The 18,613-nt window shown below is 42.9% G+C and carries 18 protein-coding genes and 1 pseudogene; 12 read left to right on the top strand and 7 right to left on the bottom strand.

Features of this window, described 5'->3' with window-relative positions:
* The first annotated feature begins 34 nt into the window (after window positions 1-34).
* A complete protein-coding gene (locus HMPREF0999_RS15620) occupies window positions 35-925 on the top strand; it encodes a 1,4-dihydroxy-2-naphthoate polyprenyltransferase (RefSeq protein ID WP_008780291.1) in 891 nt (296 codons plus the stop codon).
* Here HMPREF0999_RS15620 and HMPREF0999_RS15625 read toward each other — a convergent pair.
* Together HMPREF0999_RS15625 and HMPREF0999_RS15630 are read right to left on the bottom strand one after the other, a co-directional pair.
* Window positions 911-1,843, bottom strand: a complete 933-nt coding sequence (locus HMPREF0999_RS15625; RefSeq protein ID WP_005855838.1) for a DMT family transporter — start codon at window positions 1,841-1,843, stop codon at window positions 911-913. The two genes, HMPREF0999_RS15620 and HMPREF0999_RS15625, sit on opposite strands and share 15 nt — an antisense overlap.
* 152 nt (window positions 1,844-1,995) lie before the next feature.
* Window positions 1,996-2,223, bottom strand: a pseudogene (locus HMPREF0999_RS15630) (SDR family NAD(P)-dependent oxidoreductase); the annotation flags it as partial.
* A gap of 107 nt (window positions 2,224-2,330) precedes the next feature.
* Between HMPREF0999_RS15630 and HMPREF0999_RS15635 the strand changes: the two are divergent.
* A complete protein-coding gene (locus tag HMPREF0999_RS15635; RefSeq protein WP_009276341.1) occupies window positions 2,331-3,407 on the top strand; it encodes a linear amide C-N hydrolase in 1,077 nt (358 codons plus the stop codon).
* A gap of 127 nt (window positions 3,408-3,534) precedes the next feature.
* Here the strand turns inward: HMPREF0999_RS15635 and HMPREF0999_RS15640 are convergent, their stop codons facing one another.
* Genes HMPREF0999_RS15640 through HMPREF0999_RS15660 form a run of 5 tightly spaced genes read right to left on the bottom strand, consistent with a single transcriptional unit; the run spans window position 3,535 to window position 6,864 of the window.
* The gene (locus HMPREF0999_RS15640; protein ID WP_005855842.1) at window positions 3,535-4,080 is read right to left on the bottom strand and encodes a DJ-1 family glyoxalase III; all 546 of its coding nucleotides are present in this window, start codon (window positions 4,078-4,080) and stop codon (window positions 3,535-3,537) included.
* A 9-nt stretch (window positions 4,081-4,089) separates the two neighbouring features.
* Window positions 4,090-4,944, bottom strand: a complete 855-nt coding sequence (locus tag HMPREF0999_RS15645) for an energy transducer TonB (RefSeq protein ID WP_009276342.1) — start codon at window positions 4,942-4,944, stop codon at window positions 4,090-4,092.
* 5 nt (window positions 4,945-4,949) lie between these two features.
* Window positions 4,950-5,360 carry an ExbD/TolR family protein gene (locus HMPREF0999_RS15650; protein WP_005855860.1) on the bottom strand — a complete coding sequence of 137 codons (411 nt, stop codon included), beginning with the start codon at window positions 5,358-5,360 and terminating at the stop codon, window positions 4,950-4,952.
* Between the two features lie 23 nt (window positions 5,361-5,383).
* The gene (locus tag HMPREF0999_RS15655) at window positions 5,384-6,094 is read right to left on the bottom strand and encodes a MotA/TolQ/ExbB proton channel family protein (protein ID WP_005855862.1); all 711 of its coding nucleotides are present in this window, start codon (window positions 6,092-6,094) and stop codon (window positions 5,384-5,386) included.
* Between the two features lie 53 nt (window positions 6,095-6,147).
* A complete protein-coding gene (locus HMPREF0999_RS15660) occupies window positions 6,148-6,864 on the bottom strand; it encodes a pyridoxine 5'-phosphate synthase (RefSeq protein WP_005855864.1) in 717 nt (238 codons plus the stop codon).
* An 84-nt stretch (window positions 6,865-6,948) separates the two neighbouring features.
* Between HMPREF0999_RS15660 and HMPREF0999_RS15665 the strand changes: the two genes are divergently transcribed.
* The 10 genes from HMPREF0999_RS15665 (at window position 6,949) to HMPREF0999_RS15710 (ending at window position 18,579) form a co-directional block, all read left to right on the top strand.
* The gene (locus HMPREF0999_RS15665) at window positions 6,949-7,608 is read left to right on the top strand and encodes a CBS domain-containing protein (protein WP_005855866.1); all 660 of its coding nucleotides are present in this window, start codon (window positions 6,949-6,951) and stop codon (window positions 7,606-7,608) included.
* Window positions 7,609-7,623: 15 nt separating this feature from the next.
* Window positions 7,624-8,499 (top strand): NAD kinase, encoded by an 876-nt coding sequence (locus HMPREF0999_RS15670; protein WP_005855867.1) that lies wholly within the window; start codon window positions 7,624-7,626, stop codon window positions 8,497-8,499.
* A 245-nt stretch (window positions 8,500-8,744) separates the two neighbouring features.
* Entirely contained in the window at window positions 8,745-9,707 is a 963-nt protein-coding gene (locus tag HMPREF0999_RS15675) for a glycosyltransferase (RefSeq protein ID WP_009276344.1), read from the top strand.
* Window positions 9,708-9,726: 19 nt separating this feature from the next.
* The gene (locus HMPREF0999_RS15680) at window positions 9,727-10,416 is read left to right on the top strand and encodes a hypothetical protein (RefSeq protein WP_005855871.1); all 690 of its coding nucleotides are present in this window, start codon (window positions 9,727-9,729) and stop codon (window positions 10,414-10,416) included.
* 911 nt (window positions 10,417-11,327) lie between these two features.
* The gene (locus tag HMPREF0999_RS15685) at window positions 11,328-11,978 is read left to right on the top strand and encodes an AraC family transcriptional regulator (RefSeq protein WP_226769897.1); all 651 of its coding nucleotides are present in this window, start codon (window positions 11,328-11,330) and stop codon (window positions 11,976-11,978) included.
* 141 nt (window positions 11,979-12,119) lie between these two features.
* Entirely contained in the window at window positions 12,120-13,688 is a 1,569-nt protein-coding gene (locus tag HMPREF0999_RS15690) for an ATP-binding protein (RefSeq protein WP_009276347.1), read from the top strand.
* Between the two features lie 287 nt (window positions 13,689-13,975).
* Entirely contained in the window at window positions 13,976-14,515 is a 540-nt protein-coding gene (locus HMPREF0999_RS15695) for an FHA domain-containing protein (protein WP_009276348.1), read from the top strand.
* A gap of 339 nt (window positions 14,516-14,854) precedes the next feature.
* The gene (locus tag HMPREF0999_RS15700; protein WP_008771772.1) at window positions 14,855-16,054 is read left to right on the top strand and encodes an MFS transporter; all 1,200 of its coding nucleotides are present in this window, start codon (window positions 14,855-14,857) and stop codon (window positions 16,052-16,054) included.
* A 61-nt stretch (window positions 16,055-16,115) separates the two neighbouring features.
* On the top strand, window positions 16,116-17,558 hold the full coding sequence (locus HMPREF0999_RS15705) for a TolC family protein (RefSeq protein WP_009276349.1): 1,443 nt from the start codon (window positions 16,116-16,118) through the stop codon (window positions 17,556-17,558).
* A 34-nt stretch (window positions 17,559-17,592) separates the two neighbouring features.
* Entirely contained in the window at window positions 17,593-18,579 is a 987-nt protein-coding gene (locus HMPREF0999_RS15710) for an HlyD family secretion protein (RefSeq protein WP_009276350.1), read from the top strand.
* Window positions 18,580-18,613: the final 34 nt, after the last annotated feature.

The following is an 18,613-nucleotide window of genomic DNA, read 5'->3' on the forward strand; positions in this document are numbered from 1 at the left end:
ATTTTTGTAGTTATTTTAAGAATAAAACAATAGAATGGAGAATAACAGATCGAGAATTCAAGCTTGGTTAGAGGCGGCACGTCCGAAAACGTTGCCGGCATCATTTAGTCCGGTATTAGTTGGGTGTGCGCTGGCTTACAGGGATGGAGTATTTAAATTGGCTCCGGCGATCCTTTGTGTTTTGGTGGCTTTACTTGCCCAGATAGCCAGTAATTTTGCCAATGATTATTTTGATTTTAAGAAGGGGGCGGATAAGGAGGACCGGTTAGGCCCGGAGCGAGCGGTGGCTTCCGGTTGGATAACTCCTAAGGCAATGCTATGGGGGACTTTTATCACGTTGGGGCTTTCTTGTCTATGTGGCTGTTTCTTGTTGTTCTTTGCCGGCTGGGAGCTCATCGGTGTAGGAATTGCTATTGCGATTTGTGTCTTGGCTTATTCAGCAGGGCCATTTCCTTTGGCTTATAACGGGCTGGGGGATGTGTGTGTCGTATTGTTTTATGGGATTATTCCGGTTTGTTTTACGTATTATGTACAAGCATTATCGTTTTCCTTATTGTCATTCTTGCTTTCGTTGTCATTGGGGCTGTTGTCCGCTAATATTTTGATCGTGAATAATTACCGGGATTATGAGCAAGATAAGGCGGCTCGTAAACGGACTACGATTGTGCTATTCGGGCGTACGTTCGGGTTGGTAACTTATTTGCTGAACGGTATATTGGCTTTTTTGATCACGCTGCCTTTATTGATGGATGCCTCACCTTGGCTTGTTTGTTTATTCGCGGCTTTTAGCGTGCTGTTTGCCGCCACATGGCTGGAGATGAAACAGTATCAAGGCCGTGAGCTTAATAGAACTTTAGGGCATACGGCACGGAATGTATTTATCTATGCCGTGTTGCTTTCAGTTGTATTGTTATTTGGTTCTTAAGATGTGCCGTGCTTTGAACAATCGCTTGGCCTCATGGAGATTTTTCTGTATGTATTTGGACAGGATAATCAATGTAACCGCTACGATAATCAGTAAGATTCCTAAAGCGAGGTGAGGGGTGAAAGGCTCTCCAAAGACTAAAACACCTACGCAGACGGCTGTCACGGGTTCTGTTGCTCCCAGTACGGAAGTTAGGGTGGAACCGATATGGTGTACGGCTTGTACCAATGTAATGTTAGATACTACGGTTGGCAAGAAGGCTAATAAGACGAGGTTAATAAAAGAGGGCAGGTCTGGAATGGGTTGGATTCCTGTTCCTGCCTGTGCTTTTATGAAAAATAAAGAGGTACTGACGATAAATACATAGAACGTAAGTTTTCGTCCCGGCATATCATGTACCCTCGATTTATTGACGGTGACGATATAGAGGGCATAAGCGACGGCGGAAAGTAATACGATGATTACGCCTAGCCCGTTTAATCGCATCTCTCCTCCATCAATGGATAGACGGGCTACTCCACAAATAGCGAGCCCGATCGCCAAGAGCGTAATCCATGATGTTTTTTCTTTGAATACAAACAGCATGAATAGGGTTACGAATATCGGATAGGTGAAATGTAGAGTCGTGGCGATTCCCGCCGCCATAAAATTATAGCCCCAAAACAGGAACATTGCCGAGCCTGTATAAAAAGCACCCAATAAAATCAATATCGGTAGGTTTCGCATCTCTGTTCTGAAAGATTCCTTTTTTGCTAGAAGCATACCCGATAAGGCGATGGCCGCGAATAAGAAACGATAGAACAATATCGAATCAAACCGCATACCCTTCTCCATAAGAGGCAATGTAAACAAAGGGATTAAACCGAATGTAACAGAAGTCGCTATTCCATAAGCGAAACCTTTTAGATTATTATTCATATTATACTTTTTGATAAAATGACCGCAAACATACAAAAAAGTCTTGAAATAACATGGGGTTAAAATGCCCCTGCTACTTTTGTGGCATTATATGCTAAATGTATAAAGAGAAGGAATCGCTCTTTTACTAATAATGTAAATAAGAACTTTCATCAATGTGAAATATCCTCTATCGTCGGATTATGGCAAGTCATACCTCCATCAGAGATGATAGTCTGTCCGGAAATGTAACGGGTTAAATTGATGACGCCAGCTTTGCTCATACCATAAAGAGTTCCCCGGAAATCTCCTGTCAATCCTCCAATGGAGGCTACGTTTACGATGCTTCCTTTTCCTTTTGCGGTCATTGAAGGTAAGGCGGCACGTAGGGTCGCTAAGATGCCAATGCCGCTTGCTCCGCCGGTAATAAGTGCTGTTTGTCTATCTAAAATTTCTTTTCTTGAAAACATCCTTTTCCTGTCGCTTGTTTTTATCAAAAATGATACTTATGAGACATTTCTTTATTTTATTTGCGATTGCCGGCTTGCTTATTAATCCTTCCGCTGCAGAGGCTTGCACCGGTATTACCTTAAAAAGCAAGGACGGTACGACTATTGTAGCACGTACGATAGAATGGGGTGGAAGTAATTTGAACAGCCAGTATGTCGTGGTTCCAAGAGGATACACCGAACGATCGTATACTCCGAATGGGGTTGATGGAATGACTTTCACGGCACGTTATGGATATGTGGGCTTGGCAGTGGAGCAAAAGGAATTTATCGCCGAAGGACTCAATGAGGTTGGGTTATCGGCTGGATTGTTTTATTTTCCAAAGTACGGTGAATATGAGAAATATAATGCCGCAGTTCGGGATAAAAGTATCTCTGATCTGCAATTAGTGTCTTGGTTGTTGGGGGAATGTTCAAATGTAGAGGAGGTGAAAGAGGCTGTTAAGAAAGTGCATGTTATCAATATAGATCCCCGTGCGTCTACCGTTCATTGGCGGTTTGCCGAGCCGTCGGGACGTCAACTGGTTCTTGAGATTATTAAGGGTGAGCTACACTTCTATGAGAATACGTTAGGAGTTCTGACTAATTCTCCCAGTTTCGAGTGGCATCTGACGAACCTGAATAATTATGTTAATCTTTTCCCGGGTACGGCCCCCAATCAACAATTAGGAAATATCGAGTTGTCTTCATTTGGTGCGGGAAGCGGTTTCCTTGGGATTCCGGGTGACGTAACTCCACCGTCACGTTTCGTTCGTGCGGCTTTTTACCAAGCTTCGGCCCCACAACAAGAAACCGCATTGGAAACGGTTTTCCAGTGTTTCCAGATATTGAATAATTTTGATATTCCCGTAGGGATCGAATTCCCATTAGGGCAAGTACCTTGCGATATACCGAGCGCTACTCAATGGACTTCGGTTACGGATATGCGAAACCATGTGATTTATTACCGTACGATGTACAATAGCGTTATTCGGAATATAGATTTACGTTCCATTGATTTCTCCACGGTTCGTTATCGTGCGGTATCCATGGATGGGACGAAGCGACAAGCGGTTGAAACGATCAAAATAGAATAGGGCAGTGAGCTCTTTGGGGGATATCTCGTAAGTCAATAGGATAGGTGATAAAACTCAATGGAATAGGAAACATAACTCAATGGATTACGTTCCCTATTCTATTGGGTTTCGACTGATGATCTAAATCTTATAATAGTAATCCGGCCGCAACTTCCTCCGCAACCGCGTCACCTTTTAGTACAGATACTAAAGCTAGGCCAAAATTGAATACCAAGCCCGGTCCTCTACCGGTTACTACATTTCCATCTACCTCGACAGCCTCGCCTGTTACGGTGGCACCAATCAATTTCGGTTCGAACCCGGGATAACAAGTGGCTTTGCGACCTTTTAACAAACCTAGACCGCCTAATACCATCGGAGCTGCGCAGATAGCCGCTACGATACGTCCTTCACGGTATTGTTGTAATAAGGCTTCTTTCACCGGTTCCGAATTGTTCAAGTTGGATGCTCCGGGCATGCCTCCGGGTAAGATCAAGGCATCAGCATCCGAAAGATCGATTTCGGTAAATGTGGCGTCAGCCGTATATTCCATATTGTGAGCGCCAATCACTTTACGGTCGTCTGTGATGGAGACTGTTTTCGTGTCTATACCTCCGCGACGCAAAATGTCTACGGTTCCCGTGGCTTCCATTTCCTCGAAGCCATTCGCTAAGAATACGATCGCTTTCTTCATAAGATTCAATTATTTAAATTTGTACACGTAAGTAATAGTACCACTCTGGTTATTAGCGCCGCTGATACTGTTGAACTTCGCCTTTCGAGCCGCGTCCAAAGCGCTTTTACGCATGGAGGCGTTGTCGATATTAGTTCCCCGGCCTACCTCGGCAAATATAACGTTGCCTTTCGGATCTACGGTTATATTGATAACAATACGCCCCTCCTCTTGGATCGTATAAGCGGGACGGGGGAGACCTCCGGCACCAATGGAACGGCCGTTCAAATTAAATGATCCGTAACCGCCTACGCCTTCATTCGCCCCGTGATCAGAGTTACCGAACGGACTTCCTTGGTTACCGGTTCCGCTTTCAGCGTCGCCTTGGCTGTTACCCTCGGCGTTTCCCATACCAAAAGCTCCGGCCACCTTGTTGCTAATGGCTTGTTCCTTCTTGCGGCGTTCCTCGGCCAGACGTCTCTTCTCGGCTTCTTCCCGGCGGATACGTTCTTTCTCCTCCTCTTCTTTCTGTTTCTTCTCAGCCTCTTGTTTCTTGCGTTTCTCTTCCTCATTCTTCTTTTTAGCGTCCTCAAGGGCTACGCTTTCCTCGATATCTTGAGTGATGAGTTCCTGCTTGGGTGTTTCCACTTGCGGCTCCGGTACGGGAGGAGGGGGAGTGGTCGTTTCCTGAGGCGGTTCTTGCCCGGTATATTTGGGCTCGAACATTCCGGCGGCGGCATCTACATTCCCGAAATTAACGAGTACACCCCCGTCTTCATCCGGTACCTCGGTTTTCAATACGGTAAACCAAAGTATCAGTAGAATGACACCGTGAAAAGCAACGGTACCGATCAAACTGTATATGTCATCCTTATTCAGTCTCATATCTGTTATTTCTGCGGACGGGTGGCAAGCACCATCTTGAATTTATTCTCGTTCGCTATATTCAGTATCTTTACAATCTCTTTGTAAGGCACGGTCTCGTCGGCATATAAGGCGACGAACATCTCCGGTTCCTTTGCGTAACTATCTTGCAAGAAAGGAGTGATCTCATCAAATGAGACCTGTACCTCTTTTTGCTTTCCAAATGCCACGTAGTAATTCAAGTTCGCGTCTATCGTTACCCTCGTAAGAGGTTTCGCCGCTGTTTGCTTTTGCGCTTGCGGCAAGGTAACCTTGATGGCGTTCGGGATTACAACGGTAGAGGTAACCATGAAGAAGATCAGCAAGAGGAATATGACGTCGGTCATAGAGGCCATGCTGAACGCTTCGTTTACCTTTGTTCTTCTTTTTAGAGCCATAATTTTCAATTCTCCATTTCCAATTAATTAGCCGGTTCATTTAATAAATCCATGAATTCCATCGTACGAGCCTCCATCTTGTTCACGACGTTATCTACTTGAGACACCAGATAGTTGTACGCGAACAATGTAATGATACCAACTACCAGACCGCCAACGGTTGTTACCAAGGCCTCATAGATACCGCCGGATAATAGGGAGACATCCACATTGGTGCCTGCGTTTGCCATATCGAAGAAGGCACGTACCATACCGGTTACCGTCCCAAGGAAACCAAGCATGGGAGCGCCGGCGGCGGTCGTAGCGATCAAGGGAAAACCTTTTTCCAGCTTAGCGATCTCCAAATTTCCCACATTCTCGATGGCTACAAGTACGTCGTTCATCGGACGGCCCAAACGGGTAATGCCTTTCTCGATCATACGGGCGGAAGGCGTGTTGGTGCTCCTGCATAAATTGAGAGCCGAGTCCACTTTTCCCTCGTGAATATAGTCTTTGATACGATTCATGAACGTCTCGTCTTCTTTTCCCGCACGGCGAATGATGATCAGACGTTGAACAAAAATATAAATAGCCATCAGAGAGAGCAGTAACAATACCACCATAATCCAACCTCCCTTAAAGGCAAGGTCTATCACATTGATTTCCGCTTCCGTAGGAAGGGTTACAGCCGTTAAATCCGGCATTTGATCTGCCGCCTGAGAGCCCACGGCCTGTAGTGAAAGTAAAATACTCATCGTTTCGAATTATGAATTATAATTTATGATTTATAACTATAAACTGTCACTTGTCAACTATTCAAGCATGCCTTGTATAAAGCGATCGTCTCTTGCAAACCATGGTAGAGCGCATCACAAATCAAGGCATGGCCGATAGAAACCTCCTCCAGCCAAGGGATATTCTTGTTGAAGAAAGCCAGATTTTCTAAGTTCAAATCGTGTCCGGCATTTACGCCTAATCCTAAGTTTTTAGCTAATTGCGCGGCCTCGACAAAAGGAGCGATCGCTTTGTCACGATCTTCCGGATAATAGGTCGCATAAGGTTCCGTATATAATTCAATACGGTCCGTACCTGTTTTCGCCGCTAGTTCGATATTCGCCAAGTCTGTTCCGACGAAGATGGATGTACGGATTCCTTGTGAGGTAAAGGTGTCTACCAATTCGCTTAAGTAATCGAAATTGTCCTTTACGTTCCAACCTGAGTTCGACGTGATGGCATCCGGAGCGTCCGGAACCAGTGTGACTTGGGTCGGTTTTACCTTCAATACCAAGTCGATGAATTTATCACAAGGATAGCCTTCTATGTTAAATTCTGTCCGGATAAGAGGTTTTAGTCCATAAACATCGCTATAGCGTATGTGTCGTTCATCCGGACGGGGATGAACCGTAATTCCTTGTGCCCCGAATAATTCACAGTCTTGCGCCACTTTCAGCACGTTTGGCATATTGCCACCTCTCGCATTACGAATAGTAGCAACCTTGTTAATGTTTACACTTAAATTTGTCATTGTATATCGTATATCTTTTTTCTTTCATTACATTTGCACAAAAGTATCGGCAAATTTAGCAGGATTTAGGGAATTAACAGAATAATGTTGGTGAAAGATTTCATAACAAAGGAAATTCCGGTGTTAAAAAGTTTTGACACAGCGGAATATGCGTTGGCATTAATGGAGGATTTTAAACTCAAGCATCTTCCGTTATTGAGTGATAGCGCATACCAGTGTTTAGTGTCGGAAAAAGACTTATTGGCGCTGCCGGATCCTTCGGCTACGATCGGTGAGCCGGTTTTATTCGCTCCGGCGATTTCGGAAAATAGACATTTACATGAAGCGTTGGCAATGATAACCCGATATGGATTGAGCCTGTTGCCTGTGGTTTCCGTGGACGGAACTTATTTGGGGGCGATTACCCGGGATCGTTTGGTGGATGCTTTATCCGAGCTATGTAATGCGGAGGCGGCTGGAAGCGTGATCGTATTGGAAATGATGCCACAGGATTATTCATTAACGGATATCGCCCGTTTGGTAGAGGCGAATAATGCCCATGTCCTTAATTTGCTATCCCATCAAGATAAAGATACGGGCCGTCTGCTTATAACCCTTAAGATCGATTTGGAAGATGCCTCTCCCGTGATCCGTAGTTTCGAGCGTTTCAATTATACGGTGCTTTATCATTTTATGGAGAAGGGGATGGTGGATGATATGTTGCGGCAGCGGATGAATGAGTTATTACATTATATGAATATGTAAAGTAAGGAGCGTAGAATGAAAGTTGGAATATTTGGAAGTGAATATCAGATCGAGAGACAGAATCTGATTAAACGCCTGTTTGAGAAGCTTCGTGAACAAGAGGCTGATATTTATGTGGACAGCCCTTTTTATACATTCCTTACCGATGCTTTTGGTTTTGAGCCAGTGGTGAGCGGGCTATTAGTGGGTGATGAGTTTGATCTGGATATAGCCCTTAGCGTGGGAGGAGATGGTACGTTCCTTCGTACGGCGGCCCGGGTAAATAAACAGGATATCCCTATTTTAGGCATTAATACCGGACGGCTGGGTTTCCTTGCGGATGTCAGCAGTAATGAGGTTGAGGATACGCTGGATGAGATTTTTAAGAATTACTATAAGGTAGAGGAACGAACCCTCTTGCGTTTATATACGGAAGACCGTGCGTTTCGCGGATATAATTATGCCTTGAACGAGATCGCCGTGCTGAAGCGTGATAGTTCCTCGATGATTACGATTCATACATTCTTGAATGGGGAATATCTGACTTCTTATCAGGCGGATGGTTTGGTAGTGGCTACACCTACCGGTTCCACGGCCTATTCGATGAGCGTAAATGGGCCGATTATCGTCCCGCAAAGTAATAGCATTGTCTTGAGTCCGGTCGCTCCGCATTCCTTGAACGTGCGTCCGTTGGTGATTCCGGATTCAGATATAATAACGCTTCGGGTAGAGAGCCGGAATAAATATTTTCTGATCTCTTTGGATGGACGTTCGGAAATATTCCCGGCAGGTATCGAATTAAAGATGAGCAAGGCCGATTATACGACGAAAGTCATCAAGCGCTATAACCATACTTTTTATCAGACGCTTCGGGAAAAATTAATGTGGGGGGCAGATGTGCGAATGAAATAATATTGTGTGCGTCCAGTCTTTGTCCAAATAGTAGCGGATAGTATTGTATTTTGTAAGCTATTGATAAATAGATTATTCTGCATGAATGAACTGAACGTGTCTTATGTCTTTTGTCCAGTTTTTCTATTATGGGGTAAAAAATAGGGGGTATTCGATGTCCAGCTATGTCCTCTATTTGTCCAGTGCCCTTTTTTGATACACGCTTTTTAACTCTTTACTTTTGTCGGCAGATTAAATCTAGCTTAATGGAAGTATTTTCAATTATTATTCCTGTCTACAATCGTCCGGAGGAGATAGACGATTTATTAAACAGTCTTACCCGGCAGACATATGTACATTTTGAGGTTATCGTAGTGGACGACGGTTCTTCTATACCTTGTGAGCCCGTAGTCAATGCCTATAATGACCGCTTGAGGATTCGCTATTTCTATATAGAGAATTCAGGCCCGGGCTTGGCTCGCAATCAAGGGGTACGTTATGCGGAAGGAGAGATCGTGATTGTCTTGGATTCGGATTGTATCGTTCCGGCCAGCTATCTGGAACAAGTACACGAGTCCTTGATGCGTTATAAGGTGGATGCCTTTGGTGGTGCCGACAGGGCGCATTCTTCTTTTTCCGCTATACAGAAAGCGGTCAATTACTCGATGACTTCTTTCTTTACGACAGGAGGGATCCGAGGAAGCCGGAGACATTTGGATACATTCTATCCTCGGAGTTTTAATATGGGAATGCGGAAAGAGGTGTATGAAGCCTTGGGTGGTTTCTCTGATATGCGTTATGGAGAGGATATAGATTTTAGTATCCGGATTTTTGCGGCAGGCTATAAATGCCGTTATTTTCCGGGCGCTTGGGTCTATCATAAGCGAAGAACAAATTTCGTCCAGTTTTTCCGGCAAGTATGGCATTCGGGGTACGCTAGGATTATCTTGTACCAGAAGTACCCGGAATCATTGAAATGGGTACATTGCCTGCCGGCCTTATTTGTGGTAGGTCTGCTGGGGGTATGTATTTCCGCTTTTTTCGTTCCAAAGGTATGGGGGCTATTGTTATTTTATATTTCGCTGATCTTTTTTGACGCTTTAGTGAGAAATAAGAACGGAATCGTTGCGTTGTTATCTATCATAGCGGCTTTTGTCCAATTGATCGGATATGGGACAGGCTTTTTGGAAGCGATTTGGAGAGAGGGAATTCTAAGAAAGAAGTATTAAGATAATAAATACTATTTATATGAAGTTTGCGCTGCACACATCTACTGCCATAAGCTCGGTTCTAAAGGAGCCGGAGCATTTCTATGTAGATATTTATTATCTGATCATTTTAATCATCGTCGCTTTTACCCTGCTTCTGTTATCTTTTTTGCGTTATCACCTTTATAAGACAAAAAAGGAGAAAGAACTGAGAGAAATAGCGAGTCTTGTGGATAAAAATGAAATCTTGATACAACGTTATAGTCGTGAGATGTCGCACATCAAGGAGCAATTGGAAGCGAAGGAGAAATGTTTGAAGGAATACCAGCATGCGGCTCAGTGGAAAGCGCATCGTGACGTGGAATCCTTGATCAAGGAAAAGGAGCGTTTGGCGAAGTGTTTGCTGGAACAGTTGGATACGTTCAAGAAGCTGAAGATACTTTCTAAATCGGAAACGATATTGCCGGATTCAGATTGGAGAAACTTGATCGAGATCGTAAATACTCTTTATGATGATTTTATAAGTCGTTTACGTGTCGCTTATCCGGATTTGACAGAGGATGCCATTCGTTTTTGTTGCTTGATCAAATTGCGGCTAACCTCGGCGGAGCTGATGTCAGTCTTGAATGTGACGAAGGACGCTATCTATAAACGCAAATTTCGTTTGAAAAAAGAATTGATGCCAGATGATGATCCTCGTTCCCTCGACGATTTCTTGGGAAGCTATTAGATCTGAACGAATAGTTTTCTTGTTAATAACTATGTTTTAGGGCATGATTTCGTTAAATCGAGTTAAGCGAATGAATTTTGCAAATAATTCAGTATGCTACATAACATAAAACCACCTATATTTGTACTGTGTTTTTCATGGTATTAGATTTAAGGTTAACAATTGAGATTGGCTGTCCGTGACGGATAGCCTTTTTTTGTATAGAGGCATGAATACACGAATTTTTGAGAACACTGCTTAAGCGCCCCTTTCCGAGGGTAACATCCATACTTTCAAAGTAAGCTAATTTCATCGGCAAAGTAAGTTAACTTGCTTTGGTATTTCAGCTAACTTACTTTGTCAATGAAGCTAATTGTATTTTTATGATCTTTTTCGGTTATTCTTTGTCTGTTTCGATTTTGTATACAATTGATGTGTTTTTGTACGCTTTTAGTTTAGTTATGCATTTAATAGTCAATTTTTTATTATATAATTTTGTCTTGTGTTTTTTTATGATTTCCTTGGTTAGCTGTTAGCACCAATTGATATATAAGGTTTGATGGCTAATAGAAGAGGGGGTAAGGAAAGAAAAATATCAAACGAATATACTTGGGACCTTAACGGACAGAACAAAATATAATATTATTCTGTTGATTGTTGTTGGAGGTAAGATTTCGTATTCCCTTAATTTATAAGAGTATATGCAAGAGAATAGGTATAATACATGTGATCGTTTTTTAGGCGGATTAGAAAAAGACTTTATTATTACGGAACAGATTGAAGATAGTCCATTGACTTCAGAACCTTCTTTTTTGGATTACGGGATAATAGCAGTATGTAATAGAGGTAGTGCGATCATTCATTTGCTTGATAATAAGCATGTATGGAATAAGAATGAATTGATTTTCTTATTTCCGAGACAGTTATGCTCAATGCGGAACGTGAGTGAGGACTTCTCGGCGAAGTTTATCATCATACCACATGTACTACATGGGGATGTATTAAGTTCCTTACGTCATTTTGATCCGGGATTTCATTTTTTCGTGAAGGATCATTTTTACTATAATATAGAGGATAATAATGGTATTGAGCGTTTTCAATCATTTTGCAAATTGATAGAGAATGAGCTTGAGCGGTATCGGGGTAATGGGCTTCTGAGGGAGCGGATTATATGTTACTTGGGGATTTTTTACATGGATGTTTACGACTATTATGTGAAAGTGCGTAAGAAAATCCCTTTCAGGACTAGTTTGAGAAAAGAGCAATTGATCTATGATTTCTGTAGTCTCGTGGCAGAGAATTTCAAGAATCACAAGAATGTCGGATTTTATGCGGATAAATTGAATATAACGACAACTTATTTAAGTGCGATCATGAATGAAAGGTGTGGCATTTCAGCCAAGGAGTTTTTATCTATCTATATAGTGTTAGAGGTAAAGTCGTTGCTACGTGACTCTCGATTAAATATACAGGAGATCGCTATATTGACTAATTTTCCGTCTCAATCGACATTGAATCGCTTCTTTCGTCAACGGACGGGAATGACTCTTTCTCAATATCGAAAACATATATTTTCAACATGATTATGTTTGATTTTCATATTATTTCTATAACTTTAAACTTCTGCTGCAATCGTTATTATCGTTCATTTGTTGTATAAATAACAGAGGAGATTGCTTGATTGATTTAAAGTAGGGAATTAGTGGTTATAATTTAATATGACGATGGGACAATGTAATAAAATGCTAGAGGAAATGAGCTTTAATGCCCTATTCCAGAAATTACCTGTTGGAATTGAAGTTTATGACGAGAGGGGGCAGCTAGTGGATCTCAATAGGACGGACGAGAATTTGTTCGCTATAAGCCGGAAGGATATTATGGGAATAAATCTTTTCGAGAATCCTAATTTTCCAGAGGACAAGATCGCTCGTCTGAAACAGGGAGAAATGGTTGTGTTCGATTGTAATTATGAATTTGATAATATACAAACGAATGAGTACTATAACATAGACCCAAAAAAGGAAGGTATAAATTTACGTCTGTCTATTAAATGTGTGCCGTTGAAAGGAGAGGCTGAAGATATCTGTGGATATGTACTAATGTTTACGGATGAGACGGAAGAATATCAAAAGTCGGAGAAAGTAGAGGAACTGTTCACGAAGTTGAAAACGGTTATGCGTTGCAGTGATTCCTTGCTGTGGGAATATGATGTTAAAACCGATAAGATGCATATCGATCTGGATTTACGTGTTTTAGGTAATAAATCCAGATTGAGAGCAAGTAACTTGACAACGAAAAAAGATTTTTGTGAGATCGTATATCCGGAAGATCGGGAAAGGGTACTTGTACAAGGCTTTGAAAAGATTGTTATGGGTGAGATCGGTGAATATAGTATTCAATACCGACAGCTTTTTGAGGGGCAATATGTTTGGGTGAGAGCGTATGCGTACCCTTATAAATATGATGAGGCGGGAAGACCTGCGAAAATCCTTTATTACTTGATGGACATAACGGATGAGATCGCCATGCAAGATAAATTGCGCTGGGCGGAACGAGAGCGTCAACGGAAAGAATATGAGTTAGTTAAGGCTAAAGAGGCGAATCGGCTTAAGTCTATGTTCTTGGCGAATATGAGTCATGAGATCCGCACGCCTTTAAATGCTATTGTTGGTTTCGCGAATATACTGGCAGAGACCAAGGAGATAGAGGAGGAGGAACGAGAGTTTTATGTGGATATCATTGACAAGAATAGTGAATTGCTTCTGCAATTGATTGAGGATATCCTTGATTTCTCAAAGATTGAGGCGGGAACCTTTGACATTACGAAGAGAAATTTCGATTTTAAGGAGATCTGTGAGGAAACCTATGCGGTACATGCCTTGAAGATTCCGAAAAACGTTCGATTTGTTTTCGATCGGGGCTCACAACCCGTGACTGTTTTCTCAGATCCGAAACGAGTCGTGCAGGTTATTTCTAATTTCTTGACAAATGCGATTAAGTTTACTTCGGAAGGTGAGATCAAATTAGCCTATAAGGTATCGAAAGATGAAATACGAGTTTCGGTCTCGGATACGGGAATGGGAATCTCGGAGGAAGATTGTAGAACTATATTCGATCGCTTTGTTAAGTTGAACGCTTGCAAACAAGGTACCGGATTAGGATTGGCGATTTGCAAAAATATTATCGAGAAACTAGGGGGACGAATCGGGGTAGAATCTACATTGGGAGTAGGTTCCACTTTTTGGTTTACCTTGCCTTTGAAGGAGATTAAAGAGAATGAACCTAAGTTCTAAGGGGATATATATTGTTTACGGATATGTTTTAAAGCATAGTTTTGTTAAATCTGGTTAAGTAAATGAGATTTGCAAATAAAATATTATGCTACATAACATAAAACCGCTATATTTGCACTGTGTTTTTCATGGTATTAGATTTAAGGTTAACAATTGAGATTGGCTGTCCGTGACGGATGGCCTTTTTTGTTTCAAAAAATCATAACCATGAGATTTTAGGAGTGTAGCTGAAGGTTTTTTCGTAAATTTGCGCTCCGTTTGTAATACTAGATCCTGTATTTAAGTGTATGAAAAGAGTATTCTGTCCAAAATGTGATAATCAGTTGTCTTTTGATGAGACCAAATATCCGGAAGGGAAGGTATTAGCCTTCGTCTGTCCGCAGTGTGGAGCGCAATTTAAGATTAAATTGGGCCGAAAGGTGGTGAAGACGGCTACCGGTGAGGAAAAAGAGGTGAAGGAACCGGATTTCTCTTGTGGTTATATTACCATTATCGAGAATGGTTTTGCTTTTAAGCAAGATCTACCATTAGTGATAGGAGATAATGTGATTGGTCGCCGTAATAAGGATACGGAAGGTGTAGATGTCCCTATTATCACGAGCGATCCAAGTATGGGGCGTAAGCATTGTGTGATTAATGTAAAGAAAGACGCTAATGGCAAGTTCGTTTATATGGTGCGTGACTTTCCTAGCTTGACCGGGACTTTTGTGAAAAATGTGTTGGTTGGTAAAAAAGAACAAGTACGTATCGGGGAAGGTACGATCGTAACGATTGGCGCTACTACTTTTATCTTACATTCGGCGAACGAGGGAGAAGAAGAGGAATAAATATAAAAAACTTCAGAGGCTGTTCCCGTTAATGATCTCGATCTTTAACTTCGGGTCGGAATGATGGCAGATAAGGGATTTTGGCGTTTGTTTTGGGAGTGAGTTATAAGATATATGCTCATTCCGGGATACAGCTCTGAAGTATCACTGAGAAAACAAGGCTCATAGGTATTAAGATTAAGGCGATTAACATAAAGAAATGAAAAGAACCGAAAGAATAGTTGTATTAACTATAGTTAAAATAGGCTCTTAGGGTTTGTTTTTCTAGAAATTAGCTAACTTTTTGTGCGGTTTTTGAAATGTTAATGAGCACGAGGTGAAATAGAAATATAGATAGTTATGGAGCAGGTTTCTAAACAACAGCCGGTAAATAAAACAGCATTCCGGGTATTGGTGGCGTTAAGCGTTACGCATTGTTTGAATGATTCGTTGCAATCCGTTATCTCGGCGGTTTATCCACTTTTCAAGGATGATTTAGCGTTGAGCTTCGCCCAAATCGGGTTGATTACGCTTGTTTATCAATTATCCGCTTCTGTTTTCCAGCCTATAACCGGTTTGGTTTTTGATAAGCGTCCCGTGGCTTGGTCGTTACCTATTGGTATGAGTTTTACGTTGGTCGGCTTGTTGAATCTCGCTTTTTCCTCTACGCTCCATTGGGTCTTGATCTCCGTATTCTTGATAGGTATCGGGTCTTCGGTTTTGCATCCGGAAGCGTCCCGGATCACCTCGCTAGCGTCGGGAGGGCGTAGGGGATTGGCGCAATCGCTTTTTCAAGTGGGTGGTAATTTGGGCGGATCGTTAGGTCCGCTACTGGTTGCTCTATTGGTGGCGCCTTATGGACGGACTCATATCGCTTTGTTTTCTATACTAGCATTCGTCGCTATTTTGGTGATGATTCCTATCTGCCGTTGGTATAAGGCGTATTTGAGTCGGGTGAAATGGCAGAAGAAGTCGGGTGAGACGCATGTGGAGATGCCTCTTTCTTTGGGAAAAACAGTCTTTTCGATCTCGATATTGCTGACCTTGATTTTCTCTAAATATATCTATATGGCTAGTTTGAATAGCTACTATACCTTTTACTTGATCCATAAATTCGGGGTGAGTGTACAGACTTCGCAGATCTGTTTGTTCGTCTTCCTGATCGCTACGGCCATAGGAACCTTGGCGGGTGGTCCTATCGGTGATAAGATAGGACGGAAATATGTGATTTGGGGATCGATTCTAGGGGCAGCCCCATTTAGCTTGTTGATGCCGCATGTGGGATTCGTTTGGACGATCGTGCTTAGTTTTTGCGTGGGGTTGGTCTTATCATCGGCGTTCCCGGCTATTTTGTTGTATGCGCAAGAGTTGCTTCCTTATAAATTAGGTCTTATCTCGGGACTTTTCTTTGGATTTGCTTTCGGTGTGGCAGGTATAGCCTCGGCCGTATTAGGAAATATGGCGGATCATTATGGAATAGAGGCTGTCTACAACGTATGTGGCTTCATGCCTCTTTTAGGACTGGTTACTTGGTTCCTTCCCAACTTGAAAAAGAAGTAAAAACAATCCTCCCTTTTTCGCTGTTATTACTCCAACTGAACGTCAATTACTAAATGAGTTTATGGTGAGTAATATAGTATCTTACAGTATTCTTTTGCTGTATCTTCTTCCATGTGCTTCATGGAGCCAAGGGAACGATGTGGATTTAAGCTTGGAACAATCTCTCGACCTGCTTCATAAGGAAAATAAAAGCTTGAAAATAGCAGGGAAAGAAGTGGAATGGGCTCGGAATGAGCATCAAAAGCTAAACGCTTTTTGGTATCCATCGGTGAACGCCGCGGGTGCTTTCGTACATATGTCGAATCCGATAGAGGTACGGCAGTCGCTGAGTAAATATACGGAACCGGCGAAGGAGTTTGTCCATAATTATATCCCGGATAATGAGCTGATCATGTCGGTATTGGATAAGATCGGGCAAGGTACTTTCTCGCTTCCGCTGATCTCCCAAAACATCACTTCTATAGACGCTACGGTGACGTGGCCTGTTTTCACGGGAGGAAAACGTATCTATGCGAACAAGATCGGAAAGACGATGGTCTCTATAGCGGAGGTGAATAGGAATCAAGTGGATGCCAACCAACAAACCTTATTGATCGAGGCTTATTTCGGGCTTCGTCTGGGACAAAGTGTGGTGGACGTAAAAACGGAAGTGTATAATTCTTTGAAAACCCATTATGACCAAGCCCTTAAATTAGAACAAAACGGGATGATCAATCGGGCCGAGCGTCTGTTCGCTCAGGTAAGTATGGACGAGGCGAAACGAGAACTGGAATCGGCCCGTAAGGATTTAGCGGTCGCTCAACAGGCGTTTAAAAGCTTGATTAATATGGAGGAGGGGAGTGACGTACGTACCACGACTCCTTTATTCATTAATGAGGCGCTTCCTCCGGCTCAATACTTCAAGGATCTGGTTCCGATGAATAATTATATAGTCAATCAATTGAAATTGCAGCAGGTTGTAGCCGATAATCAACTAAAGATCGGCCGGTCCGCTTATGTCCCGAATATCGCTTTATTCGGCAAACAGACTTTGTACGCTGATGGACTGGATAAATATTTGTTGCCTCGTACTATGGTGGGAGTTGGTTTTACGTGGAATATTTTTGATGGCTTGAACCGGGAGAAAACCATCCGGCAGGCAAAGATCGCTAGTCAGTCGCTTCGTTTGGGTAAGGAGAAGGCGATTACGGATCTGGAGGTCGGTATCGATAAATTCTACAGCCAGCTACAAAATGCCTTGGATAACGTAAAGGCTTTGGATACGACGATCGAGATGAGCCGGGAACTGGTCCGGGTGCGGAAGAAATCTTTCCAAGAGGGAATGGCTACTTCTACGGAGGTAGTCGATGCCGAGGTTATGCTGGCGAAGGTGAAGACCGCTTTTCTTTTGGCTTATTATCAGTATGATGTAGCCTTGATTAATCTGCTGTCTGTCTGCGGTACGCCGGAGCAGTTCCACCAATACAAGATGGAGGGAAAGACCGAGGAGCTTTTGGGGAATTGAAAATTGAGAATTGAAAATTGAAAATTTAGGAGTTATGGATAAAACTAAGAGATATTTGAGTGTGGCCTTCGTCGCAGTCTTGGCGATTGTTATAGTTGTCTCGTTGATCGGGATGATCTTGTTGAAAAAGAAGCCGGTGATCTTGCAAGGGCAGATCGAGGCAACGGAAATACGTATCTCCGGCAAGTTACCGGGGCGTATCGATACCTTTCTGGTAAAAGAGGGACAGAATGTACGCCAAGGCGATACCTTGGTCGTCATCAATAGTCCGGAGGCGTTGGCTAAATATCAACAGGTGAACGCCATGGAGAACATTGCGAAGTATCAGCACCAGAAAGTGGATGAGGGTACACGAAAGCAAATCATCGCTTCCTTGCAACAATTGTGGAATAAATCCAAATCGGATTTACAATTGGCGAAGATTACCTATGATCGGGTCAATGCCTTGTATAAAGATAGCGTGGTAACCTCACAGCGTAAAGATGAGGTGGAGGCCATGTATAAAGCGGCTGAGGCCGCCGAACGTGCCGCTTATAGCCAATATCAAATGGCGGTAGACGGGGCGCAGATACAAGATAAGGAGAGCGCCCGCTCGTTGGTGACGGCGGCGCAAGGAACCGTGGAGGAGGTGGCGGCTCTCTTACAGGACGCTCGGTTGACGGCTCCGGAATCCGGACAAATCTCCGCTATTTTCCCGAAACGGGGAGAGTTGGTTGGGGCCGGGATGCCAATCATGAACTTAGTCGTATTAGATGACGTGCATGTGGTATTGAACGTACGTGAGGATCGTTTGCCTTTATTTAAGATGGGAGGAACGTTTGTCGCCGATGTACCGGCGATCGATCAGAAGGATATTGAGTTCAAGATCAATTATATCAGTCCGTTGGGCAGTTTCGCTACTTGGAAGTCTACCAAGCAGACAGGTAGCTATGACTTGCGTACCTTCGAGATACATGCCTTGCCGGTGGAGAAGGTGGAGGGATTGCGTCCCGGTATGTCCGTACTCTATCAACTCCCTTGATACTATCCAGTTGTAGAGACGAAGCACGCTCCGT

The organism is Parabacteroides sp. D25 (assembly GCF_000307475.1).
Taxonomy (GTDB): Bacteria; Bacteroidota; Bacteroidia; order Bacteroidales; family Tannerellaceae; genus Parabacteroides; species Parabacteroides distasonis.